The sequence below is a fragment of the Candidatus Pelagibacter sp. HIMB1611 genome, from assembly GCF_052047715.1.
Taxonomy (GTDB): domain Bacteria; phylum Pseudomonadota; class Alphaproteobacteria; order Pelagibacterales; family Pelagibacteraceae; genus Pelagibacter.
In genome coordinates this window covers 500071-526163 of sequence record NZ_JBNAJM010000001.1, presented here as the reverse complement: position 1 = coordinate 526163, position 26093 = coordinate 500071, and the positions used below count along the sequence as shown (strand labels likewise).

Sequence of the window (26093 nt, the reverse complement as noted above, 5' to 3'; positions counted from 1 at the left end):
ATTATTAAATTATAAACTTTAAAATCAATGAGTAACGATAAATATATCCATTCTGAAGTTGAAAATAAGATTTATTCATATTGGGAAAAAAACGAATTATTTAAACCAAAAGAAAATTCTAAAAAATTTTCAATAGTAATTCCTCCACCAAATGTAACTGGTAGTCTTCATATGGGGCACGCATTAAATAATTCTATTCAAGATTTATTAGTTCGTTATCATCGGATGAATAATTATGAAACTTTATGGCAACCAGGAACTGACCACGCTGGTATTGCAACGCAAGCCTTAGTAGAGAAAAAACTCACTTCTGAAAAGATAGATAAGAATGAGATTGGTAGAGATAAGTTTATTGAAAAGGTTTGGGAATGGAAAGAGCAATATGGCGACATAATAATTAATCAATTAAAAAAACTTGGTTGTTCTTGTGACTGGTCAAGAAATGCTTTCACAATGGATGAAAACTTATCTAAATCAGTGATTAAAGTTTTTGTAGAACTTTACAATAAAGGTTTAATTTACAAAGATAAGAAATTAGTAAACTGGGACACGGTACTTAAAACAGCTATTTCAGATTTAGAGGTAGATCAAAGAGAGGTAAATTCAAAAATTTACTATATTAAGTATCCTATAGATGGAACTAGTGAATTTATAACTATAGCAACCACAAGACCTGAAACAATGTTGGGTGATACTGCTATAGCTGTTAATCCAAAAGATGATCGGTTTAAATCATTTGTCGGCAAAACAGTAACTATTCCAATTGTTGGTAGAAAAATAAAAATTATAGAAGATGATTATGCTGATCCTGAACAAGGCACTGGAGCATTGAAAATTACTCCTGCTCATGATTTTAATGATTATGATGTCGGTCAAAGAAACAATCTAGAAATAATAAATATTTTTACTGAGGAAGGTAAAATAAATGAAAATGCTCCTAAGCATTACGTAGGTTTTGATAGATTTGAAGCTAGAAAAAGAATTTTAAAAGAACTGAAAGAAAAAGAATTTTTTGTAAAAGAAGAAAATATTAAAAATAAAGTTCCTTATGGAGATAGATCTAATTCTATAATTGAACCTTTTCTTACAGAACAATGGTTTGCTGATGCTGGTAAATTATCTATTAAAGCTAAAGAAGTTGTTAATTCAAAAAAAACAAATTTCTTTCCTGAAAATTGGTCAAAAACGTATTTTCAATGGATGAACAATATTGAACCTTGGTGTATTTCAAGGCAACTGTGGTGGGGACATCAAATACCAGCATGGTACGGACCTGATAATAAAATTTTTGTAGCTATAAATGAAGAAGAAGCAAAGTCTCAAGCAAAAGAATTTTACAAAAAAGAAGTAGAGCTAAATAGAGATCCTGATGTTTTGGATACTTGGTTTTCATCTGGTTTATGGCCTTTTGCTACTTTGGGGTGGCCAGAAGACGATGATTATTTAAAGAAATTTTATCCAACTTCAGTATTGGTAACCGGTTTTGATATTATTTTTTTCTGGGTTGCAAGAATGATTATGTTTGGAACAGAATTTTTAGATAAAGAACCGTTTAAAGACATATATGTTCACGCGCTTGTAAGAGATGAAAAAGGACAGAAAATGTCTAAATCAAAAGGAAACGTGATTGATCCATTAGATTTAATTGAAAAATATAGTGCTGATGCGTTAAGATTTACTTTACTTTCAATGGCATCACCTGGAACAGATGTAAAATTATCTGAAGATAGAGTTAAAGGTTATAGAAATTTTTTAAATAAATTGTGGAATGCCAATAATTTTTTAATAACAAATGAATGTGATTTTAAAGATATTGATCAGCTACCAAATTTAAATGTAAATATTAATAAGTGGATATATTCAGAGTTAATAGAAGCAAAAAATAAAATTCAAAAAAATCTTGAAGATTATAGATTTGATGAAGCCGCAAAAAATGCTTATCAGTTTGCTTGGCACTCATATTGTGATTGGTATCTGGAGCTATCTAAAACTATTCTTTTTTCAGATGATAATGATGCAAAAGCTGAGGTTAAAAAAGTATCATCTTACGTATTCAAACAAATTTTAATCTTACTTCATCCGTTTATTCCGTTTGTAACAGAGGAAATATGGCTCAAAGACCAATTTGATAAGAATGGTAGTGATTATTTGATGCATAAAAATTGGGTAACAGGAGAGGTTAATAAAGATAATAGTACTGAGCAGGTAGAAAATATCATCAATATAATTTCAGAGCTTAGATCTTTTAAAAATGAGCTAAATGTTAGCCCAGGGTCATTTATTGATATTTCAGTTAAAGGTATCAATGACAATCAAAAAGAATTTATTAATAAAAATGAAGTTATTTTAAAAAAACTTGGAAGAATAAATAATATACTTGATGATGATTTAGAAAAACCTGCCGCAACAATGGTTGTCTCAGGTGAATTATTTAAAATTTATTTTAATAAAGATGTGGATTTAAAACTTATCAAAGAAAACTTAACAACTAAACAAAGTAAATTAGAACAAGAAATGAATAAAATTTCTCAAAGATTAGAGAATAAAAGTTTTATAGATCGTGCACCAAAAGAGATTGTTGAACAAGAAAAAACTAATTATAATAACTTAAAGAATGATATTGAAAAAATATTAGTAACAATAAAGGGTATATAATGGCAAAATTTAATAAAAAGAAACTTCCAAGTAGACATACATCATTAGGACCAGATAGAGCACCACATAGATCTTTTTACTATGCAATGGGTGAAACAGAAAAAGATGTAGCAAAACCCTTTGTTGGAGTTGTTTCAACTTGGAATGAAGCAGCGCCTTGTAACATTGCATTGATGAGACAAGCACAATCAGTAAAAAAAGGCGTTAGAGCAAATGGTGGAACACCAAGAGAATTTTGTACAATTACTGTTACTGATGGGATCGCAATGGGTCACGAAGGAATGAAATCTTCATTAATTTCAAGAGAAGTTATTGCAGACTCCGCTGAACTTACTGTTAGAGGACATTGTTATGATGCATTAGTTGGTATTGCTGGTTGTGATAAATCATTACCAGGTTTAATGATGTCAATGGTTAGACTTAATGTACCAAGTGTATTTATTTATGGAGGATCAATTCTTCCAGGTACTTACAAAGGAAAAGATGTAACTGTAGTAGATGTATTTGAAGCAGTTGGAAAACACTCATCAGGTCAAATGTCAGCAGCGGAACTTAGAAAATTAGAATTAGTTGCTTGTCCAAGTGCGGGTGCTTGTGGTGGTCAGTTTACTGCTAACACAATGGCATGTGTGTCCGAAGCAATTGGTTTAGCATTACCTTATTCAGCAGGAACGCCTGCTCCTTATGAGGAAAGAGATAAGTATGCAAAAGAAAGTGGCAAAATGGTTATGAACCTTTTACAGAAAAAAATTAAACCAAGAGATATTGTAACAAGAAAAGCTTTAGAAAATGCTGCAACTATTGTTGCTGCAACTGGTGGATCTACAAATGCAGGTCTCCATTTACCAGCTATTGCTAATGAAGCAGGAATTAAATTTGATTTAATGGATGTTGCAAAAATATTTAAAAGAACACCTTATCTTGCAGATTTAAAACCTGGTGGAAAGTATGTTGCAAAAGATATGTGGTTAGCAGGTGGTGTGCCAATGCTTTTAAAAACTTTATATGAAGGTGGATATATTCATGGAGATTGTATGACTGTTACAGGTAAAACCATGAAAGAAAATTTAAAAAATATTAAATTTAATCCTAAACAAAAAGTAATGAGATCTTATAAAGATCCGTTATCCCCAACAGGTGGTGTTGTTGGATTAAAAGGTAACTTAGCTCCAGAGGGAGCAATTGTTAAAGTTGCAGGACTTAAAAAATTACAATTTACTGGAAAAGCAAGATGCTTTGATAATGAAGAAAGCGCTATGAAAGCTGTGCAAAGCAGAAAGTATAATGATGGTGACGTAATTATTATTAGATATGAAGGACCAGTTGGAGGTCCAGGTATGAGAGAAATGTTGTCTACAACTGGTGCAATTTATGGTCAGGGAAAAGGGGAGAAAGTAGCTCTTATAACTGATGGAAGGTTCTCTGGTGCTACAAGAGGCTTTTGTGTGGGTCATGTAGGCCCTGAGGCTGCTCTAGGGGGTCCTATAGGCCTATTAAAGAACGGAGATATCATTGATATTGACGCAAAAAAAGGAACTATCAATGTAAGACTTTCTAAAAAAGAATTAGCTTCAAGAAGAAGAAAATGGAAAGCTAAAAAATCTGATTTTGGATCAGGTACTTTGTGGAAATATGCTCAAACGGTTGGACCAGCATATTTAGGTGCTCCAACTCATCCTGGTAAGAAAAAAGAAGTTAAAGACTATTCTGAGATTTAATGAAAATAAGACCAGTTATTTTATGTGGCGGTGCTGGTACCCGTCTTTGGCCAAATTCTAAAAATCATCAAGCAAAACAGTTTATTGATTTTGGTAATTGGACTTTACTTGGAAAAACTTTAGAGAGAACAAAAGCATCCATTTATGATGCACCAATTATAAGCACAAACAAAAAATATCTAAGCAAAGTTAAGCAACATCTAAGAAAAAATAAAATCAGTAAATATAAAATTGTTATTGAACCAGCTAAAAGAAATACGGCTCCAGCTATTTTAAGCACAGCTTTAATAAAAGATATTCCTGATAATCAGCCACTAATGTTTTTTACATCCGATCATTTGATTGAGAAGATGAATATATTTAATAAGGCCATCAATAAAAATAAGTCCAATCTTAATGAAAATAATATATTTGTGTTTGGTATCAAACCAAAATCGCCAACAAGTGATTACGGTTATTTCTTAACTAAAAAAATTAAAGGAAATATTAATAAAGTAACAAGATTTATTGAAAAACCTAAAGAAGCAAAAGCAAAAGAAATTATAAAAAAAAATGGATATTGGAACTCAGGAATGTTTTATCTTCGAAAAGATTCAATCATCAATAACTTTAAAAAATACAACCCAACAATATACAGAAATTGTGTAACGGCTGTTAATAAGGCAAAATATAAATCAAATACTTATCATTTAAATAAAGCCTCATTTATAAAAGCAACTGCTAAATCTTTTGATTATGCAATTCTTGAAAAAACTAAAGAAATTAATGCAATCAAACTAGATATACCTTGGTCAGATCTTGGAAGTTGGAAAGAAATTTTAAAAATGTATGCCAAAAATAAAAACAAATACATTAAGAAGAAAAATGTTTATTACAGACCATGGGGTAGATACACAAACCTATTTGAAGGTAAAGAGTTTTTAATTAAAGAACTTTATGTAAAACCAAAAGGAATACTAAGTTTGCAAAAACATCATCACCGTGCTGAACATTGGTTGGTTAACCAAGGGAATGCCAAAATAACTCTAAACAAAGAGACGATTATTAAAAAACCTGGAGAGCATATATTTATTCCATTAGAAGCCATTCATAGAGTTCAAAATCCTGGACAAAAACCAGTTAAAATTATGGAAGCCCAAGTAGGATCAATATTGAAAGAAACGGATATAGTTAGATATCAAGATATTTATGGCAGAGTAAAGTAGTGGACTTGTTAACAATAATTTTATTAATAATAATTGGATTATTAACTTTCTTTCTCTTAAAAAAAGAAAGAGTTTTTGGAATTAATACTGAAGAAAACTCTGAAAAAGAAACAGTTAAAATTGTTGAAAGCAAAGATTACAGAAATAATTTGTATGATTTACTAAATTATATTCCAGAAGCAGTAATCATATTAGATAAAAGTAAAAAAATTATTTTTAGCAACATTTCCTCAAATAAACTTTTTCAAATAAAGCTAAATGAAAATATTAGTGGCTTTTTACGTAATCCAGATCTTCTAAATTCTATTGATAAAGCTTTTCAAGGAACAAATGTTACAGATTTTGAAATTGAAATCAGAAATCAAGCAACTCAAAGATTAAATATCACTGCTTATTTAGATCACAATAACATTTTTTTTGATGAACAATCATGCGTGCTGCTAATGAGAGATTTAACTGAATTCCATAAATTCCAGCAGCTAAAATCAGATTTTGTAGCTAATGTTTCTCATGAACTTAGAACACCATTACAGTCAATTAAAATGGGCCTTGAGACCTTTGATGACAATTCAAAATTAAAAAAAAATTCAGAAATAAACAATTTGCTACCAGTAATGATATCTCAATCAGAAAGAATGGAAAATTTGATTAGAGATTTATTATCATTATCAAAAATAGAACTGCAAGAGCACATAAGGCCAACTCATGAGATAGATTTAATAGAATTGTTAGATTATGTAATTAAAACATACGAAAAAATAATTAGTAAAAATAATATTAAAATTGAATTTAATAAAATTGAAAATTTTAAAATAATTGGTGACAGAGATAAATTAATTGAAATTTTTACAAACCTTATTGATAACTCAATTAAATATAGTGACAAAAATAAAGAAATTACAATTTCAGCAAAAAAAGATGGTGAACTTAATATTGTTTCAATAGCAGATCAGGGAATAGGTATACCAAAAGAATCTTTGCATAGAATCACAGAGAGATTTTTTACAGTTGATCCTAGCAAAAGTCGTAGTGTTGGAGGAACTGGGCTTGGTTTAGCTATTGTTAAACATTTAGTTTCGCAACATAGAGCTGAAATGGATATTAATAGTGTAGAAAATCAAGGAACAACAATAGATATCAAATTCAACTCACTATAATACAACTAAAAAGTTAGTGGTTGTAACAAAAGTTTAACCTTCCTTTAATAAAATATTTAAGAATCAAATCTATATAGTTCGCATATGAATCTAAAAAGGAGAATTATGAAAAAAGTAATAAGTGTAATATTTGGATTTCTTTTAGTATTAAGTTTTACAACAACTAGTTACTCAAGAGATCAAATCAAAATTGTAGGATCTTCGACTGTATATCCTTACGCAACAGTGGTTGCAGAAAAATTCGGTAAAAGTGGGAAGTTTAAAACCCCTGTAATCGAAAGTACAGGTACTGGTGGTGGAATGAAATTGTTCTGCGCTGGTGTAGGTGTTAATCACCCAGATGTAACTAATGCATCAAGAGCGATTAAACCAAAAGAAAAAGCATTATGTGAAAAAAATGGTGTATCTGAAATTATTGAAATTGTAGTAGGTAATGATGGTATTTCTTTTGCACATGCAGTTAGTGCTCCAGACTCTAACTTTACAAAAGAGCAATTATGGAGAGCTTTAGCAGCTAAAGTTGATGTTGATGGTAAACTTGTTGAAAATCCTTATAAAAAATGGAGTGATATTGATGCAAGTCTTCCAAACAAAAAAATTGAAATTTTAATTGCACCCCCAACGTCAGGAACGAGAGATGCTTGGAATTCATTAGTGATGGGTAAAGGTTGCTCTAAAACAGCAAAATCTTTATTTGGTGATAAAGCTAAAAAAGAATGTGCAAAAATGAGAGAAGATGGTTATGCAGTTGAGGCTGGTGAAAATGACACTCTTATTGTACAAAAATTAACATCAAATCCTGATGCTTATGGTTTTTTTGGTTACAGTTACCTTGTGGCAAATAAAGATAAGGTAAAAGCAGCTTCTATTGAAGGTGTACAACCATCTTTAGAAGGTATTCAAGATTATTCTTATCCAATTGCTAGACCATTATTCTTTTACGTTAAAAAAGCACATATTGGTGTTGTTCCTGGTATTGAGGAATACTTAAAAGAGTTTACTTCTAAAAAAGCTATGGGTAACAGAGGATACTTGGGAAAAATTGGATTAGTTCCTTTAGCATCTGACAAGTACAAAGTTACTCGAACTGCAGCATTAGATTTAAACACAATAAGTATTAATTAATTAAAATCTTATTTTCAAAAAAAGGCCAGTTTATCTGGCCTTTTTTTATTCAATCTAGAATTTAATTTGTAACAAAACTGTAACATTTAGAAGATAGACATCATTTCAAATGAACTTCGTCTTAATATTCTTAATATCAATATTTTCATTATCTTTATTTTTCTATGGTAAATCAAAAACTAAAAGTATCTCAATAAACAAAAATATTAAATTAAACGCACTTCCAAAATTTTATGGATACTACCTGGTATTATGGTGTTCGATACCTTCTTTAGTGTTCCTGGTTATCTGGACATTGTTCGAACCAGTAATTATTAAATCAATAATTATTGAAACTGCTGCAAATAAGGGAGCTATTTTTAATGATAAGAATGAAGCAAATTTAGTTTATGAAAAAATTAAAGCAATTTATGCTGGCACATTTTTTGGAGATATAGATATTATTTTAAAAGAAAGTGCAATTTCATATGCAAAATTTATTAATATTTTTACTAATTCAAAAATAGTATTAATTTTTACTATTGTTATTGCTTCAGTAATTTATTCGTTAAAAAAAATTAAAAATAACAATAAAGCAAGAGATGATGTTGAAAAAATTTTAAAAGGATTGTTATTTGCTTCATCTCTAATTGCAATTTTAACCACTTTAGGAATAATTTTTTCACTTTTATTTGAAAGTATAAAATTTTTCTCAGTGATAAATATTTTCGATTATTTATTTGGGACCAATTGGAGTCCTCAGAGAGCTTTTGTTAGTGATGCTTCTGCAATAACAGCAGCCGAATATGAAGAACTTAAAGATGCATTTGGATTTATTCCATTGATTGCAGGTACCTCATTTATTGCTTTAATTGCTATGTTGGTCGCAGTTCCAATTGGGTTATTTTCTGGAATTTATATGGCTGAATACGCCTCATTAAAAATAAGAAGAATATCAAAACCAATAATTGAAATTTTAGCTGGTATTCCAACAGTTGTTTATGGATTTTTTGCAGCCCTAACCGTTGGTCCTTTTTTTAGACAAATTGGTGAAAATTTAGGATTAACCGTATCATCTGAAAGTGCTCTCGCAGCAGGATTAATAATGGGTATTATGATCATTCCTTATGTGTCATCATTATCTGATGATGTTATTAATTCGGTGCCACAATCTTTAAGAGATGGTTCTTATGCAATAGGCGCAACAAAGTCTGAAACAATAAAAAAAGTTGTTATACCTGCTGCATTGCCAGGTATCATAGGCTCAGTTTTACTTGCAGTATCAAGAGCAATTGGTGAAACAATGATTGTTGTTATGGCTGCTGGTCTTGCAGCAAATTTAACTATTAACCCATTAGAATCAACAACAACTATAACCACTCAGATTGTAATGATTTTAGTTGGCGACCAAGAGTTTGATAGTCCAAAAACTCAATCTGCTTTTGCTTTAGGATTAACTTTGTTCATAGCAACTCTTGTTCTTAATTATATAGCACAAAGAGCTGTTAAAAAATATCGAGAGAAATATGACTAAAGAACAAAGATTAAAAAAAAGACATAATGCTGAAAAAAGATTTAGATTTTATGGTCTAGCATCAATTTTTGTAGCATTGTTGTTTGTTATTATTTTGGTTCACAATATTTTTTCAAAAGGAAGTTCTGCATTCATGAAAACAGCAATAAATGTTGAAGTTTTTTTTGATCAAGAACTTTTAGAAATTCAAAATGGAGCTACAGAGAATGAGATTTTAGATGCTGATTTCTATGATGTTACTATTGAGAGCTTGTTAAAAGTTTATCCTGCTAAAAATTTAGATCAAGAAAATCAATTGATTGATTTATTTACTACAGATGCAGAGATTGAAATTAAAAGAGCTTTTTTAGAGAATAACAATTTAATTGGAAAAACATTAAATGTAGAGATAACAGCATCAGATGATATTGATCAATTACATAAAGGAAATTATCCAAGAGATTTACCAGAAGACAGAAGAAGAATATCTGATTTCCAATTAGTTATATACGATACATTGGTTGAAAATAAAAAAATCATTAAAAATTTTAATAATTATTTTTTTAAAAATGGAGATTCTCGTGATCCTGAACTTGCTGGTATTGGTGGTGCTTTAGTTGGATCTTTTTACAGTATAATTATCTGTTTATTATTAGCTTTTCCTGTTGCGGTGTTGGCTTCAATTTATTTAGAGGAATTTGCTCCAAAAAATAAAATTACTGATTTTATAGAAATTAATATAAATAATTTAGCTGCTGTTCCTTCAATAGTTTATGGTTTATTAGCTTTACAAATATTATTAGCCACAATCCAATTACCAAGATCTACACCATTAGTTGCTGGAATAACTTTAGCTTTAATGACTCTGCCTAGAATTATTATACCTTGCAGAGCTTCATTGAAAGCAGTACCTCCATCAATACGAGAAGGAGCTTTAGCAGTTGGTGCTTCCAAATTTCAATCTGTATTTCATCATGTTGTTCCTTTAGCGTTGCCTGGAACTTTGTCAGGAACAATTATAGGATTAGCTCAAGCTTTAGGAGAAACAGCTCCATTAATTTTAATTGGTATGGTTGCATTTGTAGTTGATATTCCTTCAACACCAATAGATCCTTCAGCCTCTCTACCTGTTCAAGTATATTTGTGGTCTGAGTCTGCTGAAAGGGGATTTGTAGAGAAAACATCTGCTACTATCATGATGTTATTAAGTTTTTTAATTGTAATGAATTTCTTAGCGGTATATCTAAGACAGAAATTCGAGAAAAGATGGAACTAATGAACGAAGTAAAAATTAAATCAACGAATTTAAATGTGTACTACGGTGAGAAGCAAGCGTTGTTTGATGTTAATTTAGATTTAAATGAAAAAGAGGTTACAGCTTTAATTGGTCCATCTGGTTGTGGAAAATCTACTTTTATTCGATGTTTGAACAGAATGAACGATGTTATTGATATCTGTAAAGTTACTGGAAATATAGAAATTGACGGTATTGAAATTAATGACAAAAATTTAGATGTTGTATCTTTAAGAGAGAGAGTAGGAATGGTCTTTCAAAAACCAAATCCATTTCCAAAAAGTATTTATGATAACATTTCGTATGGTCCAAAAATTCATGGAAAAGGTGAAACTAAAAGTGAATTAGATGAAATCGTTGAGAGTAGCTTAAGAAAAGCTGCTCTATGGGAAGAGGTGAAGGATCGACTTGACGAACCAGGTACAGGACTTTCTGGGGGTCAACAACAACGACTTTGTATTGCGAGAGCAATCTCTGTAAATCCTGAAGTTATATTAATGGACGAGCCTTGTTCAGCATTAGATCCTATAGCAACAGCAAAAATTGAAGAATTAATCGATGAACTTAAAAAAACATATACAATTGTGATTGTAACACACTCAATGGCTCAAGCAGTTAGAGTTTCACAAAAAACAGGCTTTTTCCATCTAGGTAAGTTAATTGAGGTAGGCAAAACTGAGAAAATTTTTAAAAATCCTGACAATAAAATGACACAAGACTATATTACAGGTAGATTTGGATAAATTATGAGCAATGAGCACACAGTAAAATCTTACGAAGAAGAATTAAGATACTTAATTGATTCAGTGATTAAAATGGGAAGTTTAACAGAGTCTCAAATGGTTGACTCTATGGATGCAGTAATCAAAGTTGATAAAGACTCTATTGATAAAATTATTAAAAGTGATGAAGAAATAAATAAATTTAGATCTAAAATTGATACTCAGATTATGACATTACTAGTCAAAAGAGCACCTATGGCTATTGATTTGAGAGAAACAATCAGTTCTTTAAAAATATCTCAAGATTTAGAAAGAATAGGCGACCTATCAAAAAGTAACGCAAAAAAAGTAAAACCTTTACCATTAGATTTACCTGAGGAACTATTAGGAAATTTAAAGAGATTAGGAGATTTAGTAATTAAACAATTAAATGATGTTCTAGATAGTTATGTAAATAAAAATTATGACAAAGCTAAAGAGGTATGGGAAAAAGATGAACAAGTTGATGATTTGACCTATATAGCTATGGAAAGTGTTATTGATTTTCTTTCAAAAGATAAAAAGAATTTAGATTTCTCTACTCATTTGATTTTTGCAACAAAAAATCTTGAAAGAGCTGGAGATCATATAACTAATATTGCTGAAACAATTTGTTTTTTAATTAAAGGTGAATACTTAAAAGGTAGCAGACCTAAAGGAAAAGTTATTCAACAATAAAAATGAATGGTAGGATATTTATTATTGAAGACGAACCTTCAATAACTCAATTAGTTCAACATAATTTAGAAAAAAACGGCTTTATAGTATCATCCTCATTAAATGGTAATGATGGTTTAAAAGAATTAAAAAAATTTCAACCTGATCTACTATTATTAGATTGGATGTTGCCTGATCTTTCAGGGATAGAAATTTGTAAAAGTATAAGAAAAGATAATAGTTTTAAAAGTTTACCTGTGATTATGCTAACTGCAAAGGGTGAGGAAGAAGACAAAATAAAAGGTCTAGATAGCGGAGTAGATGACTATTTAACTAAACCGTTTAGCTTTAATGAATTAATGGCAAGAATTAAAGCTGTGTTAAGAAGATCTAATCCAAATATAACATCTGATAGTTTAGAGTATGAAGATCTAAGCTTAGATAGAATTGAAAAAAGAGTGTTTAGAGATCAACAAGAAATTAAGCTTGGACCAACAGAATTTAGATTGTTGGAATTTTTTTTAACTAATCCTAAGAGAGTTTATTCAAGAGATCAAATTTTAGAAAATGTTTGGCCAAATAATGTAAATGTTGAAAGCAGAACTATTGATGTCCATATCAGAAGATTAAGACAATCTGTAAATTTAAAAAATAAAAAGGAATTAATTAGAACTGTAAGATCTTCTGGTTATTCACTTATTTAAAAAAACTTTTTTTACTAGATAAACAGCTATTATCATTCCAATCAATTCAGCCATTATATAAAACGGTGTATTCAAATAATTTATACCAGTAAATGATTCTGTAAAAGTTCTAGCTATAGCAACTGCAGGATTTGCAAAGGATGTTGATGAAGTAAACCAGTAACCAGCTGTAATATATAAACCAACTGAAGCAGCTACAGCAATTTTACCTGATTTCATTGAACCAAAAATTATCATTATAAGACCTAATGTAGCTACTATTTCTGATACAAATATATAAATGCCATCTCTTGATTTTGTTGATAGCTCAAATATTTGATGTTCAAAAAAGAAATTAGCTAAAGCTACACCTAACATACAGCCTAAGATTTGAGCAGAAATATAAAATGGAAGTAATCTTTTTTTTAATTTTCCTGTAATTGTCATTGCAATACTAACAAATGGATTGAAATGAGCACCAGATACATCAGCAAATACTGTGATTAATACAAATAAGCCTGCACCTGTTGCTACGGTATTGGCAATTAACATTACAGCTATATCGTTGGTCAAGTTTTCTGCCATTAAACCTGATCCAACTATGATCATTACTAGAAAGCAACTTCCAATAAATTCTGAAAGAAAATATCTACTTTTATTTTTCATTTATCCAATCTTTAATTTTACTACTAATAATATTAAATGTATTTCTAATGATTATTTGTTTTTCTTCATTATTTGCACTTTGAAGTTTGGATACAGGATCTTCAATATCCCAATGTATTATTTGTTCCTTTTGAGGCCAGATAGGGCACACCTCATTATTTGCGTTATTGCATACGGTAAATACATGATCCATTTTAATTTCATTATTTATAAATTCTTCAAAGTTTTTAGAGCTATAATTACTTAGATCATAATTTTTGTTTTTCTCTAAAAAACTTTTAACATCTTGATTGATTGTTCCAGAAGGATTGCTTCCAGCGCTAAAAGCTTTAAATATATTTGAGTATTCGTTGTTTATAATACTTTCAGCTATAATACTTCTTGCAGAATTACCAGTGCATACAAATAAAACATTTTTCATTAAAAAATAATTTTGTAAATACCGATTACAAATAGTGGAATTTGTAATCCAAAATTAGTTAAAATAGCCTTATCCTTTAACAAGAAACCTGAAATTGTCCATCCAACAACACCCAGTCCATGAAAATATATATTCAGTGGATAAATATTAAGATTTGTAAGCAAAATACCAGTTAACACCAAAAATGTGCTGATCCATTTAAGATATTTTTTTATAAACAACATTCAAATTTTATACGAATGTTATGTTAAAGATTTATTACAAAGAATTTAATTTAATTTTTTTGAAGTTCGTAGATAGAAACATAATGTTTCTTCTTTGGTAGTGGGATTATTGTTGGAACTTTAGTTAATCTTGGTTTTATTGATTTATTTCCTACAATAATATTTTTGTCATAATTTTCTAAATTTACTTCAGGATGAGGGTTTCCATCATTTATTAATGGCCAAGCATCGCAAGCTCTATAACCAAATAAAATTAGAGGCCTTGAGTTATTCATAAGATTGTGTCCTGATCCATGAATTGATCTACAATGAAAAAAAACAACTGTTCCAGCAGTTCCAGTTATAGAAACACTATCTTTAGTTCCTATCTTATTTTTTTTAGTATCTATTTTTCCAACAAAATAATTTTCTTTGCTGTGGTGGCTGTATAATTTCTTTTTGTGTGAATTTTTTATTATTTTAAGAGGCCCATTTTTCTCATAGCAATCATCTAAATATATACCAACTGTGATTAAATCATCGTTAGTATGAGGGTAAAAAGCCCAATCTTGGTGCCATCCAATTTCACTCCCTTTTTTCTTATTTGGAAGCTTAAAATTTAATTTACCAAGATGAAATCTAACTGTTCCACCTAACAATTTTTTAGCTATGGATATAATCTTTTTATCTCTAGATAATTCATAGAAGATTTTATGCCTGTTCTGAGGGTTATTTAGTCTTAATATTTCTTTATTTTTTGAAGAGTCTGAATTGTAAACAAAATGGTAATTATTATAGGATTGTGTTCCATTTACACCATTACCATTTTTTTTCTTTTTCTCTTTTGAAATTACTTCTTTAACAATTTTATTTATTTTGTTTATCTTTGTTTGAGAAATTAGGTTTTCTTTAACGATAAATCCATTTTTCTTAAATAAATTTAAGTCTTTCATCAATCTAATTTAATCAAAAATATCTAATCTAGACAATAATTTTTTTAAACATAAGTGTTAAATTATGTTGACAATGATTTGTTATGTTATAACATAACAATATGTCTAATAAAGAATTAGTCTTTAATATAATTAAAAAATCATCCAAGCATTTAACTGCTTATGAGATATTAGATAAGCTGCAAAAAATTAAAAAAACTCAACCAATGACTGTTTATAGAGCTTTAGACAGTTTGATTGAAGAAGAGAGAATACATAAATCAAATCAAACAAAAACGTATATTTTATGTAATCATACTCATGAAGATAATCATAATACAGCTATAGCGATATGTGAGAAATGTGGTGACACAGAAGAACTTAAATCAAATATCTTTTTAGAATTTTTTAAAAAAAACAATATTAAAAAATATGATTTTAATAAATTTAAAATGGAAGTGCTAACAACATGCAGGGAGTGTAATTAATGAAAAAAATATGGTTTTTATCTTCAGCCATCTACTTATTTAGTTTAACCGCTGTTCAAGCTGCAGAGGGACATTCTCATGAATTACCTGAAATCCTTCATTTTATGGAAGAACTAATAGAAGAGCACAGTATTTTAAGGGGAGCAACCTTTGGATTTATTCATACTTTAATTCCTTTGATAGGTTTTTATACAGGTTGGAGTATTAATAGATTTCTTAAAATTATCTCAAATGGAGCAATAGCTGGAATTGTTGGAATTGTTTTTGCACATATTATTGCTGACTTTATAGCAGCTTTAGCCGATCCAGATTTACAAAGTGCAGCTTTTGGTATTGTGATTGGAGGATTTTTACCTTTATTAGCTGTTCCATTCTTGGAAAAATATGTAACTAAAAGTAAATATCATACTGTTGTAGGTGATCACGAAGATCTAAAAAAGGATTTGAAAACCAAACATAAATAATATTTAATGATCGAGTGACTACTGTAGCACTTACATTAGATAAAATTTATGATTTAGCTAAAGAAACTCTTTTGGCTAATGGATGCGATGATGAGACAGCATCAATTTTATCAGATTTAATAAGAAATGCAGAAAGAGATGGCTCAGTATCACATGGTTTATTTAGATTGCCAGCATATGTTACTGGTCTTAAAAGCGGAAAAATAAATGGAAAAGGGAAACCTGAAGTAAAAAAAATATCTCCATCAGTAATTAAAGTTGAGGGAAATAATTGTTTAGCACCTGTTGTTTTAAATAGAGGTTTGCCAGAATTAGCTAAAGCTGCAAAAGAAAATGGTGTTGCCGTATTAGCAATAAACAATTCACATCATATGGCTGCTATGTGGCCTGAAACAGAAAAGTTAGCTGAAGATGGTTTGGTTGCTTTTGCATGTACGTCTTACAAGCCTGCTGTTGCACCAGCAGGAGCTATAAAACCATTATTCGGAACGAACCCAATTTCATTTGCTTGGCCAAGACCTGGCAAAACTCCAGTTGTTTACGATATGGCAACTGCATCGATGGCAATGGGTGAAGTTCAGGTTGCTAAAAGAGAAGGGCACAAAGTTCCACTTGGAACTGGTTTGACTAAAGATGGAAAAGAAACAACTGATCCGGGTGAAATTGCTGATGGTGGAGTATTATTACCTTTTGGTGGTTACAAAGGTTCTGCAATTGCAATGATGGTTGAATTATTAGCGGGCGCTTTAGTTGGTGATAATTTTAGTTATGAAACAGCTGCTAAAGATAATAACGATGGGGGTCCTCCAAGCGGTGGTGAATTTATATTAGCAATAAATCCAGATAAAACTTCAGGAACCGATTGGCAGAAACATACAGAAGAATTTTTTGAGAAGATGAAATCAATGGGTGAAGTAAGATTACCAGGTGAAAGACGTCATAAAAATAGATTGGACACTGGTCCAAGAAATATAAACGAAGAGTTAGTTAATAAAATTAAATCTTTAAGCTAAAGTAATTTCAATAGGAGTGTGGTCAGAGGGTTTTTCTCTTCCACGAGGATCTTTGTTAATGTTTATATCCTTAATTTGATCAATTAGTGAATTTGAAACTAAAAAATGATCAATTCTCATGCCATTATTTTTTTGCCAGGCACCCCTCATATAATCCCAAAACGTATATCCTTCTTTCTCTTCATTAAAATATCTATACACATCATTGAAACCTAGATTTATCATCTCTCTAAATTTTTTTCTGATTTCCAACCTATATAAAGCGTCATCCTCAAAACTTTTTACATTATAAACATCTTCTGCTGATGGAATTATATTAAAATCACCAGCTAAAATTAAATTTGGATTTTTTTTAGATAAAGTTTTTAGTTGTTTGATTAATTGATCAAGCCAATTTTTTTTGTAGTCATATTTTTCAGTATCAACAGGATTTCCATTTGGAGTGTATATATTAATTAATTGAATAGTTTTTTTTTTATATTCAAATTCAGCAGAAATTATTCTTGATTGTTTTAATTTATCTTTAATTAAATCAGTTTTAATATTTTTTAATTTATTTTTAGAAATAATTGCTACACCATTATAACTTTTTTGACCAAATACGTGGCTTTCATAATCCATTGAAGAAAAATCATCATAAGGAAAATTGATATCCTCGGTTTTGATTTCCTGCATCATTAAAATATCTGGTTTATATTTTAATAAATAACTTTTGATATTTTCAATTCGTGCTCTTACAGAATTTACATTCCAAGAAGAAATCAGCATTAAAGTGAGAAAGAAACACCACAACCACAAGAGGATTTTGTTTGTGGGTTAGATATTTTAAATTGTTCACCTATTAATTCAGAAACATAATCAACTTCAGATCCTTTAAGTAAATCTGCAGAAGTTTTATCAATTAAAATATTTTGATAATTTAAATCATCATCTTGTTTTGATTTATCAAATGTGAATTCGTATTGAAATCCTGAACAACCACCACCTTTAATAGCGATTCTAAAAAATGAACCTTTGTCTTTTTTTGCTAACAAACTTTCTATTTGTTTTAACGCATTATCTGTAAATTTAATTTCTTTAATCATGTCTCAACACTGATATTACTAATATAATACTTAATTATTTTAATTAAAGGATGAAAAAAGACGCTTTGTTAGGGGTATACAAAAGTAAAGGCAGACTAATCAAGGAAGCTAACTCAAAATATCGATCTCCTTTTCAAAGAGATAGAGATCGTATTATTCATAGCGCATCATTTAGAAGGTTAAAACACAAAACCCAAGTATTTGTTAATACTGAGGGAGATCATTTTAGAACAAGGATTACTCACTCAATAGAGGTTGCTCAGATTGCAAGATCAATAGCCAAATATTTAAAATTAAATGAAGATTTAGCTGAAACTTTAAGTTTAGCACATGATTTAGGCCACACGCCGTTCGGTCATGCTGGAGAAGATGCCTTACATGAATGCATGGATAATTATGGTGGTTTTGATCACAACCTTCAAACTTTAAGAATAGTTATGTTTTTAGAAAATAAGTATTTTAAGTTCAATGGATTAAACTTGACCATAGAAACGTTAGAAGGTCTTCTTAAACATAACGGACCTGTTGAGGATATTGGTTTAGTTAATAAGTTAATAGGGTTAAAAGCTTTTAAAGGTAAAATTAAATATAATTCATTTCCCTCTCTTGAAGCTCAAATTTCAGCAATTTCAGATGATATTGCATATAACAATCACGATATTCAAGACGGAATAAAAGCCAACCTTTTTAAAATGGAGGAATTGGTTGAAATAGATTTTTTTAAAAATATTCATAAAAAATATAAAAATAAAATTACTAATAAAAATTATAAAATTGCAATTTATCAGATTATAAGAGACTCAATTGACCTCATGGTTAGAGATTTATTGAGCAATACTCAGAAAAATATTCAAAAGCTTAAGATAAAATCCTCAAGAGATGTAGCTAGATCTAATGATTTAATCGTTTGTTTTTCTAACCAAATTAAGAATGCTGAAAAAGAAATTAAATCTTTCTTAAGAGACAAAATGTACGACAACAAGTCAGTATTGAAAAAAAATCATAAAGGTAAATTAATAATTAAGAAATTATTTAAAATAATTAAATCAAATCCAAGAAAATTTTTGTCCAAAGATCAATTGACTAAAGACAAATATAGAGCTATTTCAGATTTTATATCTGGTATGACTGATAGATATGCTATTAACCTTTATAACGATAATAAATGAATATTTTTGAATTATATTTAGACAAAATTAAATCAGTTATTGTTGATTTGAATAAAAATAATCATCTAGAAATTCCAGAGAGTTTTAATGGTATTAATGCAGAAATACCTCCACCGAAATTTGATTGTGATATTTCAACAAATGTTGCAATGGTTTTATCAAAAATCAATAAAACCTCACCATTACAGCTTGCAGAAAAACTTGCTCCTGAAATTAAAAATAATGACAGCGAAATTGAAACAATATCTGTAGCCAAACCAGGATTTATTAATATTAAATTTAAACCATCTTTTTGGTCAAATTTTATTAAAGATATTACAGATAATGCAGATAATTTTGGAATTAATGAGAAAGAAAAGAAAAATAATTATTTAGTGGAGTTTGTTTCGGCAAACCCTACAGGACCCTTACATGTAGGACATTGTAGAGGTGCTATTCTAGGCGATGTTATCTCTAATGTTTTAATTTTTAATAAACATAAAGTTACAAAAGAATATTATGTGAATGATTATGGTAACCAAATTATAAATTTTACTAAATCCGTATATTTTAGAATTAGAGAAGTTCATTTTAAAGAAACATTTCCTGAGGATAATCCTGATTTGTATCCTGGGGATTATCTAATTGATTTTGCAAAAAATATAATTTCAAACAATTCAAATCTTAACTTTGATAATTTTGACGAAATTAGTGATAAATTAACTGCCTTATCAATAGAGCAGGCTCTTCTGCTTATCAAAAACAATCTTAAAAGCTTGGGTATTAAACATGATAATTTTGTTAGTGAAAAAAGTATTGTATTAAACAATGAAGTTGAAAGTGTAATAGATTTTTTAGAAAAAAATAACTTTATTTATAAAGGAAAAATTAAAGCCCCCGCTGGTGAAGATAACAAAGATTGGGTTGAAAGAGAGCAATTATTATTTAAATCAACAGAATTTGGTGACGATAAAGATCGTGCACTTCAAAAATCAGATGGTACATGGACTTATTTTGCAAGTGACGTTGCTTATCATAAAAATAAAGTTGATAGAAATTTCGATTACTTAATCAATATTCTTGGAGCAGATCACGCAGGTTACATAAAACGGATTACTTCATCTGTTGAAGCACTGTCAGGAAAAAAAGATACATTAATTTGTAAAATTAGTCAGTTAGTAAAATTAATAAAAGATAAAAAGCCTTTTAAAATGTCTAAAAGAAAAGGGGATTACATTACGGTTGATGACTTGGTTGAAGAAGTTGGAAAAGATGCAACAAGATTTATTATGCTTAACAGAAGCAGTGATGTTGAATTAGATTTTGATTTCGATGCAGTCAAAGAAAAATCCAAAGACAATCCATTATATTATGTTCAATATTGTTATGCTAGAATTTCATCTGTATTTAGACATATAGATAAAGACTTAAATTCAAAAATTGAATTAAATGATTTCAATTTTGAATATTCTAATGATGAAATTAAAATTTTAAAAAAATTATCTGAGTGGCCAAAATGTATAGATTCTGCAAGCACAAAATTAGAACCACATAGAATACCTGTTTACTTATATGATCTTGCATCGGAATTTCACTCGTATTGGAATTTGGGAAAACAATTTCCAGAAAAAAGGTTCATTAATGATCAAAAAACAGTTTCACCAGATAAATTGATATTTTTGAAAGCTATTTCTAATGTTATTAAAACAGGTATGGATATTGTTGGTGTTGATACACCCAATCAAATGTAATGCTTAAAGAAATAAAGTACTTAATATTTGTTTTAGTAATACTTTTATTTATTTTTTTTACAGGCAAATATTATTTTTCTGATGAACACAAAAAAAAATCATATAGATCTCATCAAAATATTGATGAGAAAATAAAATTATACTCAAAAAATTTACCAGTTTTAGAGAATGATACTCAAAATGTAATTGAGTATGTTAAGCAAACAAACAAAAAGAAAAAGAAAAAATTTAATTTTTGGAAATTATTAGATAATGATAAGTAAAAGAAAATCTTTTATAGTTGGTTTAAAATCAACAAAGTTATCTAAAAATGAAATTTTATTTCTAAAAAAATATAAACCTTGGGGAATTATCCTATTTACTAGAAATATTACATCTTTTGATCAAGTTAAAAAATTAACCTCTAGCATTAGAAAAATTTTTAAGGATAAAAAATATCCAATCATGATTGATCAAGAGGGAGGAAGAGTAAACAGACTAAAAAATTTAATTTCCTTTGATAATATGACATCTGAATATTTTGGAGATTTGTTTAGTAAAGATAAAAAAAAATTTGAAATCGTTTATAAGTTATTTGTAGATAAGACCTCTTATTTATTGAATTTAATTGGTGTGAATATCAATACTGTTCCAGTTTTAGACCTTAGAGTTAATGGTGCAAGCAAAGTAATTGGTGATCGATCTTATTCAAAAAATAAAAAAATTGTCTCTAAATTAGGTGATATTTGTATTGAATTATTTCAAAATAACTCAATAGGAACTGTAATGAAGCATATACCTGGTCATGGTTTAGCAAAAGTCGACAGTCATTATTCAACACCGATTATTAATAAAACATATGGATATCTTCTCAAAAAAGATTTTTGGACATTCAAAAAGAAGAAATGTTTATTTGCAATGACAGGTCATGTTGTTTATTCAAAAATTGATAAAAATAACACCGCCACTCACTCTAAAAAAATAATTAATATTATTAGGAAAAATATAGGATTTAAGAATATTTTAATTTCAGATGACTTATCAATGAAGAGTTTAAGTGATGATTTAAAACTTAATACTATTAATTTATTCAGTGCAGGTTGTAATATAGCACTTCATTGCAATGGAAATATGAAAGAAATGAAGATAGTTGCAGAAAATTCACCTCAAGTGAATAGTTTTATTGTTAAAAAAACATCTCAATTTTATAAAATTTTAAGCTAATATCTTTTCATGTCTGTCACTGATTCTGAATTATTTAATGTAGATATAAATAATTATAATGGACCATTAGATGTACTTTTAGATTTAGCAAAAGCACAAAAAGTTGATCTAGAAGAAATATCTATAACTAAGTTAGCAGATCAATTTCATGAGTATATTACCAATGAAAAAAATTTAAATTTAGAAATTGCTTCTGAATATCTTTTAATGGCTACATGGTTAGCCTATTTAAAATCAAAATTACTTTTACCTGGTACTCCAGAAGAGGAATTTAAAGTTCAAGAAGTTGCAGAAAAGTTAAAATTACAGCTAAAAAAATTAGAATTAATTAGATTATTATCCGAACAAATGCTCAAGAGAAAAAGATTAGGTAGAGAGATAAGAACAAGAGGTATGAAAGGAAATATTAGATCAATTTATAGCACGGAATATAACCTAAGTTTATTTGAACTAATGAAAACTTACTCAACAATAATAATGACTAAAGATTTTCAAAAAATGAATATTCCTAAACTTCCTGTGTTCACAACAGAAGATGGCATCAAAACAATTAGAGAATTTTTTGGCAAACTATTTGAATGGAAAAAACTTGATGAATTAATACCAAGTAATTTTAAAAGTGGTTCAAAATACAAAAGAACTGGTAAGGCTGGGATATTTGCTGGATCATTAGAATTAGTTAAAGAAGGAAATTTATCAATTAAACAAGATAAATTGTTTGATGAAATATATATAAAGGAAATAAATGATTAAAAAAGCAAAAGCTTCAAAAGATAATGTTTTAAAGTTTCCATCAAAACTATCTGATTTAGATAAAGAAATAGAAGCAATTATTTTTGCTGCAGCTGAACCTTTAGATGTAGATACTATAGAAAGTAAAGTTTCTAAAAAAGGTAATGTTCCAGAATCTTTAGAAAAATTAAAACAAGAATATTCAAACAGGGGAATTAATTTAATTTGTATAAAAGATAAGTGGTCTTTTAGAACATCACCAAATTTATCAAGTTTGATGTCCCAAGAAAAAACTGTTGAAAAGAAACTATCTAGAGCTGCAGTAGAGACATTGGCTATAATTGTTTATCATCAACCAGTTACGAGAGCTGAGATAGAGGAAATAAGGGGAGTTGCTTTTGGTACAAATACTTTGGAGATATTAATGGAATTAAATTGGGTAAAACCAGGTGGTCGAAAAGATGTTCCAGGTAGACCAATTCAGTACATAACTACTGATGATTTTTTAAGTCACTTCAACATACAAAAATTGTCTGATCTTCCAACAATTGATGAATTGGGTGCTGCTGGTTTAATTGATAGTTCAAGTGTTGATAATGCTATTTTTGGAACTGGAAAGTTTTACAAAGAAAAGCAAGAAGAGAAAAAAGAGGATATTTATTCCAATATAGATGAAATGCTAAACAGCACTCTAGACCCTGAAGAGAAAGATTAATAAAAAAGTAACTTTCAAAATAACCTTAAAAAGGTTATAAGTTTTTCATGAGTATAGGAATTTGGCAAATAGCTATTGTAGTTATATTGGTTGTTTTATTGTTTGGAAGAGGAAAAATTTCAAGCTTAATGGGTGATGTAGCTAAAGGTATTAAAAGCTTCAAAAAGGGAATGGCGTCAGACGTGACTGACGATACAGAGCCAAAAAATATATCTGACGATAACAAAGACTCGGATAACAAAAATTAATTTAAATGCCTACTATCGGTTGGTTTGAAATTTTAATTGTTGTTGCTATTGCTATAATAGTTCTTGGTCCAAAGGATTTTCCAGTAATGTTAAAAAAAGCAGGCTCGTGGATCGGATCAGCAAAAAGATACGTTAACAATATTCAAAATGAAGTTTCAAATCTAGAGATAGATGAAGAAAAAATTGATAACGAAATAAAAAAAGAAATTAAAAAAGATGAGTAATGAAGATCAGGAAGGTGGATTTGTAAGTCACCTTACAGAATTAAGAAAAAGATTGATAAATAGCTTTATCTTTTTATTTATCTTTTTTGTGATTTGTTACTTATTTGCAGAACATATCTATGGTTTCCTTGTTGATCCATTTGCAAGAGCTGTAAAAGAAGATGGCTCTGATAGAAGATTGATATTTACAGCTTTACAAGAGACCTTTTTAACATACCTTAAAGTATCATTCTTCACAGCTTTTTTTGTTACATGTCCTTTTATCTTGATGCAAATTTGGAAATTTATTGCACCTGGTTTGTACAAACATGAAAAGGTAGCAATTCTGCCTTACCTTATATTAACACCAATATTATTTTTTTTAGGAGGTATGCTGGTTTATTATTTGATAATGCCACTTGCGATTAAATTTTTTCTTTCATTTGAAAGCACAGGTCTTTCTACAAATTTACCAATCCAATTAGAGGCTAAAGTTAATGAATATTTATCACTAGTTATGAAATTAATTTTTGCTTTTGGTATCAGTTTTCAGCTACCAGTCGTTTTAAGTTTATTAGCTAGAATCGGAATAGTTGATAGTCAATTTTTAAAAGAGAGAAGAAAATATGTAGTTGTTATTATATTTGCAGCAGCTGCATTGTTAACACCACCAGATCCAATAACTCAAATAGGTTTAGCAATACCTTTATTAATTCTGTATGAATTATCAATATTTTCAGTAAAATTTATAGAAAATAAAAATTTACAAAAAGAAGATGCATAACATTAAAGAAATACGAAAAGATTTTTCTAAATTTCAAAAATCTCTTGAAAAAAGAAACTTAGAAGTAGATTTTGAAAAAATACAAAAATTGGATGAACAAAATAGAAATTTAATTCAAAAAAAAGAAAGTTTAGAAAAAGAAAAAAAAGACATTTCTAAATCAAAAGATGAGAGCTTGTTTAAGAAATCTAAAGAAATTAGCAGAGAACTCGACAAAATTGTAGAAGATCAAAAACAAATTAAGTTTGATTTAGATAGTATATTGTCTAGCATACCTAATATACCGCATGAAGATGTTCCAAATGGTAAAGACGAAAATGATAATAAAGAAATATTAAAATCAGGAGAGATACCTAATTTAGAATTTAAACCTAAAACACATTACGAATTAGGTGAAAAACTAAATATGCTTGATTTTGATTTAGCTACAAAAACTACTGGTTCAAGATTTGTATTTGTAAAAGATAAATTGGCTCTTTTAGAAAGAGCAATATCAAATTTTATGCTTGATACACATATTCATCAAAATGGTTATAAGGAGATATCACCACCATTAATGGCATCAGAAAGCACTATGTACGGTACCGGACAGTTGCCAAAATTTGAAAATGATCAGTTTGAAATTAAATTTGACGAAGGTTCAGATAGAAAATTTTTGATACCAACAGCAGAGGTCATTTTAACCAATATTGTTAAAGATAAAATGATTGATCTTAATAATTTACCAATGAGATTTGTAGCTTCAACTCCTTGTTTTAGAAAAGAGGCTGGAAGCTATGGAAAGGATACAAGGGGTATGATTAGACAGCATCAATTTTACAAAGTTGAAATGGTAAGCATTGTTGAGAATGAAAAATGTTTAGAAGAATTAGAGAGAATGACAGATTGTGCAACTGACATACTAGATAAATTAGAGTTACCTTATCGGAAAGTAATTTTATGTTCAGGTGATATGGGTTTTAGCGCAGAGAAGACCTATGATATTGAGGTATGGTTGCCATCAGAAAATAAATATAGAGAAATATCATCATGTTCATCTTGTTCAACGTTTCAAGCACAGCGTATGAAGGCAAGATACAAAAACAATAATAAGGAAAATGTTTTTGCAGGTACGTTGAATGGAAGTGGTTTAGCTGTTGGAAGAACTCTGATTGCAATTATGGAAAACTATCAGCAAAAAGATGGTTCTATTATAATTCCTAAAGTTCTAAGACCTTATATGAACAATATGGAATTGATTTCTAACAATTAAAGTTGTTTTAATTAGTGAGATGGTATAAGAATGCCATA

General features: G+C 29.0%; 29 protein-coding genes. 23 read left to right on the top strand and 6 right to left on the bottom strand.

Annotated elements, in window-relative coordinates; genetic code table 11:
- Nucleotides 1-27: 27 nt before the first annotated feature.
- The 10 genes from ACTTAS_RS02930 to phoB all read left to right on the top strand — a co-directional run bounded on the left by ACTTAS_RS02930 (nucleotide 28) and on the right by phoB (nucleotide 12768).
- Complete coding sequence (locus ACTTAS_RS02930) at nucleotides 28-2655, top strand: valine--tRNA ligase (protein WP_440678267.1); 2628 nt, start codon at nucleotides 28-30, stop codon at nucleotides 2653-2655.
- Complete coding sequence (gene ilvD, locus ACTTAS_RS02925; protein WP_440618459.1) at nucleotides 2655-4373, top strand: dihydroxy-acid dehydratase; 1719 nt, start codon at nucleotides 2655-2657, stop codon at nucleotides 4371-4373. Before ACTTAS_RS02930 ends, ilvD begins: the two co-directional genes overlap by 1 nt.
- Nucleotides 4373-5578: a sugar phosphate nucleotidyltransferase gene (locus ACTTAS_RS02920; protein WP_440678266.1), complete on the top strand. Its 1206-nt coding sequence runs from the start codon at nucleotides 4373-4375 to the stop codon at nucleotides 5576-5578. Before ilvD ends, ACTTAS_RS02920 begins: the two co-directional genes overlap by 1 nt.
- Nucleotides 5578-6735: an ATP-binding protein gene (locus ACTTAS_RS02915; protein ID WP_440678265.1), complete on the top strand. Its 1158-nt coding sequence runs from the start codon at nucleotides 5578-5580 to the stop codon at nucleotides 6733-6735. Before ACTTAS_RS02920 ends, ACTTAS_RS02915 begins: the two co-directional genes overlap by 1 nt.
- Nucleotides 6736-6840: 105 nt before the next feature.
- Complete coding sequence (locus ACTTAS_RS02910; RefSeq protein WP_440678264.1) at nucleotides 6841-7860, top strand: substrate-binding domain-containing protein; 1020 nt, start codon at nucleotides 6841-6843, stop codon at nucleotides 7858-7860.
- A gap of 109 nt (nucleotides 7861-7969) precedes the next feature.
- On the top strand, nucleotides 7970-9373 hold the full coding sequence (gene pstC / locus ACTTAS_RS02905) for a phosphate ABC transporter permease subunit PstC (RefSeq protein WP_262589244.1): 1404 nt from the start codon (nucleotides 7970-7972) through the stop codon (nucleotides 9371-9373).
- Nucleotides 9366-10628, top strand: coding sequence for a phosphate ABC transporter permease PstA (gene pstA / locus ACTTAS_RS02900; protein ID WP_440678263.1), 1263 nt, complete (start codon nucleotides 9366-9368; stop codon nucleotides 10626-10628). Before pstC ends, pstA begins: the two co-directional genes overlap by 8 nt.
- Entirely contained in the window at nucleotides 10628-11389 is a 762-nt protein-coding gene (gene pstB / locus ACTTAS_RS02895) for a phosphate ABC transporter ATP-binding protein PstB (RefSeq protein WP_440614405.1), read from the top strand. The genes pstA and pstB overlap by 1 nt, the downstream gene beginning before the upstream one ends.
- Before the next feature lie 3 nt (nucleotides 11390-11392).
- Entirely contained in the window at nucleotides 11393-12085 is a 693-nt protein-coding gene (gene phoU / locus ACTTAS_RS02890; protein WP_262589241.1) for a phosphate signaling complex protein PhoU, read from the top strand.
- Between the two features lie 2 nt (nucleotides 12086-12087).
- On the top strand, nucleotides 12088-12768 hold the full coding sequence (phoB, locus tag ACTTAS_RS02885; protein ID WP_440678262.1) for a phosphate regulon transcriptional regulator PhoB: 681 nt from the start codon (nucleotides 12088-12090) through the stop codon (nucleotides 12766-12768).
- On the opposite strand, the gene ACTTAS_RS02880 is transcribed toward phoB, so the two are convergent.
- Genes ACTTAS_RS02880 through ACTTAS_RS02865 form a run of 4 tightly spaced genes read right to left on the bottom strand, consistent with a single transcriptional unit; the run spans nucleotide 12757 to nucleotide 14990 of the window.
- Nucleotides 12757-13413 carry an aquaporin gene (locus tag ACTTAS_RS02880; RefSeq protein WP_440678261.1) on the bottom strand — a complete coding sequence of 219 codons (657 nt, stop codon included), beginning with the start codon at nucleotides 13411-13413 and terminating at the stop codon, nucleotides 12757-12759. The genes phoB and ACTTAS_RS02880 overlap by 12 nt on opposite strands.
- On the bottom strand, nucleotides 13403-13834 hold the full coding sequence (locus ACTTAS_RS02875; protein ID WP_440678260.1) for an arsenate reductase ArsC: 432 nt from the start codon (nucleotides 13832-13834) through the stop codon (nucleotides 13403-13405). Before ACTTAS_RS02875 ends, ACTTAS_RS02880 begins: the two co-directional genes overlap by 11 nt.
- Nucleotides 13834-14055, bottom strand: a complete 222-nt coding sequence (locus ACTTAS_RS02870; RefSeq protein ID WP_440678987.1) for a DUF6552 family protein — start codon at nucleotides 14053-14055, stop codon at nucleotides 13834-13836. The genes ACTTAS_RS02875 and ACTTAS_RS02870 overlap by 1 nt, the downstream gene beginning before the upstream one ends.
- A gap of 53 nt (nucleotides 14056-14108) precedes the next feature.
- Entirely contained in the window at nucleotides 14109-14990 is an 882-nt protein-coding gene (locus tag ACTTAS_RS02865) for a phytanoyl-CoA dioxygenase family protein (protein ID WP_440678259.1), read from the bottom strand.
- Nucleotides 14991-15091: 101 nt separating this feature from the next.
- Here ACTTAS_RS02865 and ACTTAS_RS02860 point away from each other — a divergent pair, with 101 nt between their 5' ends.
- Genes ACTTAS_RS02860 through ACTTAS_RS02850 form a run of 3 tightly spaced genes read left to right on the top strand, consistent with a single transcriptional unit; the run spans nucleotide 15092 to nucleotide 16934 of the window.
- Nucleotides 15092-15457 (top strand): transcriptional repressor, encoded by a 366-nt coding sequence (locus tag ACTTAS_RS02860; protein WP_440678258.1) that lies wholly within the window; start codon nucleotides 15092-15094, stop codon nucleotides 15455-15457.
- Entirely contained in the window at nucleotides 15457-15921 is a 465-nt protein-coding gene (locus ACTTAS_RS02855; RefSeq protein WP_440678257.1) for a hypothetical protein, read from the top strand. Before ACTTAS_RS02860 ends, ACTTAS_RS02855 begins: the two co-directional genes overlap by 1 nt.
- Before the next feature lie 14 nt (nucleotides 15922-15935).
- A complete protein-coding gene (locus ACTTAS_RS02850; protein ID WP_440678256.1) occupies nucleotides 15936-16934 on the top strand; it encodes an Ldh family oxidoreductase in 999 nt (332 codons plus the stop codon).
- On the opposite strand, the gene xth is transcribed toward ACTTAS_RS02850, so the two are convergent.
- Together xth and ACTTAS_RS02840 are read right to left on the bottom strand one after the other, a co-directional pair.
- On the bottom strand, nucleotides 16926-17702 hold the full coding sequence (xth, locus tag ACTTAS_RS02845) for an exodeoxyribonuclease III (protein ID WP_440614394.1): 777 nt from the start codon (nucleotides 17700-17702) through the stop codon (nucleotides 16926-16928). The two genes, ACTTAS_RS02850 and xth, sit on opposite strands and share 9 nt — an antisense overlap.
- A complete protein-coding gene (locus tag ACTTAS_RS02840; protein WP_262589230.1) occupies nucleotides 17702-18019 on the bottom strand; it encodes a HesB/IscA family protein in 318 nt (105 codons plus the stop codon). Before ACTTAS_RS02840 ends, xth begins: the two co-directional genes overlap by 1 nt.
- A gap of 50 nt (nucleotides 18020-18069) precedes the next feature.
- Here ACTTAS_RS02840 and ACTTAS_RS02835 point away from each other — a divergent pair, with 50 nt between their 5' ends.
- From ACTTAS_RS02835 to serS, 10 genes are read left to right on the top strand one after another with little or no spacing between them, the layout of a single operon-like run.
- On the top strand, nucleotides 18070-19188 hold the full coding sequence (locus ACTTAS_RS02835; RefSeq protein WP_440678255.1) for a deoxyguanosinetriphosphate triphosphohydrolase: 1119 nt from the start codon (nucleotides 18070-18072) through the stop codon (nucleotides 19186-19188).
- Nucleotides 19185-20918, top strand: coding sequence for an arginine--tRNA ligase (argS, locus tag ACTTAS_RS02830; protein ID WP_440678254.1), 1734 nt, complete (start codon nucleotides 19185-19187; stop codon nucleotides 20916-20918). The genes ACTTAS_RS02835 and argS overlap by 4 nt, the downstream gene beginning before the upstream one ends.
- Nucleotides 20918-21181, top strand: coding sequence for a hypothetical protein (locus tag ACTTAS_RS02825; protein WP_262589227.1), 264 nt, complete (start codon nucleotides 20918-20920; stop codon nucleotides 21179-21181). Before argS ends, ACTTAS_RS02825 begins: the two co-directional genes overlap by 1 nt.
- Nucleotides 21171-22121, top strand: a complete 951-nt coding sequence (locus tag ACTTAS_RS02820) for a glycoside hydrolase family 3 N-terminal domain-containing protein (protein WP_440678253.1) — start codon at nucleotides 21171-21173, stop codon at nucleotides 22119-22121. Before ACTTAS_RS02825 ends, ACTTAS_RS02820 begins: the two co-directional genes overlap by 11 nt.
- A 9-nt stretch (nucleotides 22122-22130) precedes the next feature.
- Nucleotides 22131-22874, top strand: a complete 744-nt coding sequence (locus ACTTAS_RS02815) for a segregation and condensation protein A (RefSeq protein ID WP_440678252.1) — start codon at nucleotides 22131-22133, stop codon at nucleotides 22872-22874.
- On the top strand, nucleotides 22867-23568 hold the full coding sequence (scpB, locus tag ACTTAS_RS02810; RefSeq protein ID WP_440676306.1) for an SMC-Scp complex subunit ScpB: 702 nt from the start codon (nucleotides 22867-22869) through the stop codon (nucleotides 23566-23568). The genes ACTTAS_RS02815 and scpB overlap by 8 nt, the downstream gene beginning before the upstream one ends.
- A gap of 47 nt (nucleotides 23569-23615) precedes the next feature.
- Entirely contained in the window at nucleotides 23616-23816 is a 201-nt protein-coding gene (tatA, locus tag ACTTAS_RS02805; RefSeq protein ID WP_262589223.1) for a twin-arginine translocase TatA/TatE family subunit, read from the top strand.
- A gap of 5 nt (nucleotides 23817-23821) precedes the next feature.
- The gene (gene tatB, locus ACTTAS_RS02800) at nucleotides 23822-24040 is read left to right on the top strand and encodes a Sec-independent protein translocase protein TatB (protein ID WP_262589222.1); all 219 of its coding nucleotides are present in this window, start codon (nucleotides 23822-23824) and stop codon (nucleotides 24038-24040) included.
- On the top strand, nucleotides 24033-24803 hold the full coding sequence (gene tatC / locus ACTTAS_RS02795) for a twin-arginine translocase subunit TatC (protein WP_262589221.1): 771 nt from the start codon (nucleotides 24033-24035) through the stop codon (nucleotides 24801-24803). Before tatB ends, tatC begins: the two co-directional genes overlap by 8 nt.
- On the top strand, nucleotides 24796-26055 hold the full coding sequence (gene serS / locus ACTTAS_RS02790) for a serine--tRNA ligase (protein ID WP_440678251.1): 1260 nt from the start codon (nucleotides 24796-24798) through the stop codon (nucleotides 26053-26055). The genes tatC and serS overlap by 8 nt, the downstream gene beginning before the upstream one ends.
- The last annotated feature ends 38 nt before the right edge of the window (nucleotides 26056-26093 follow it).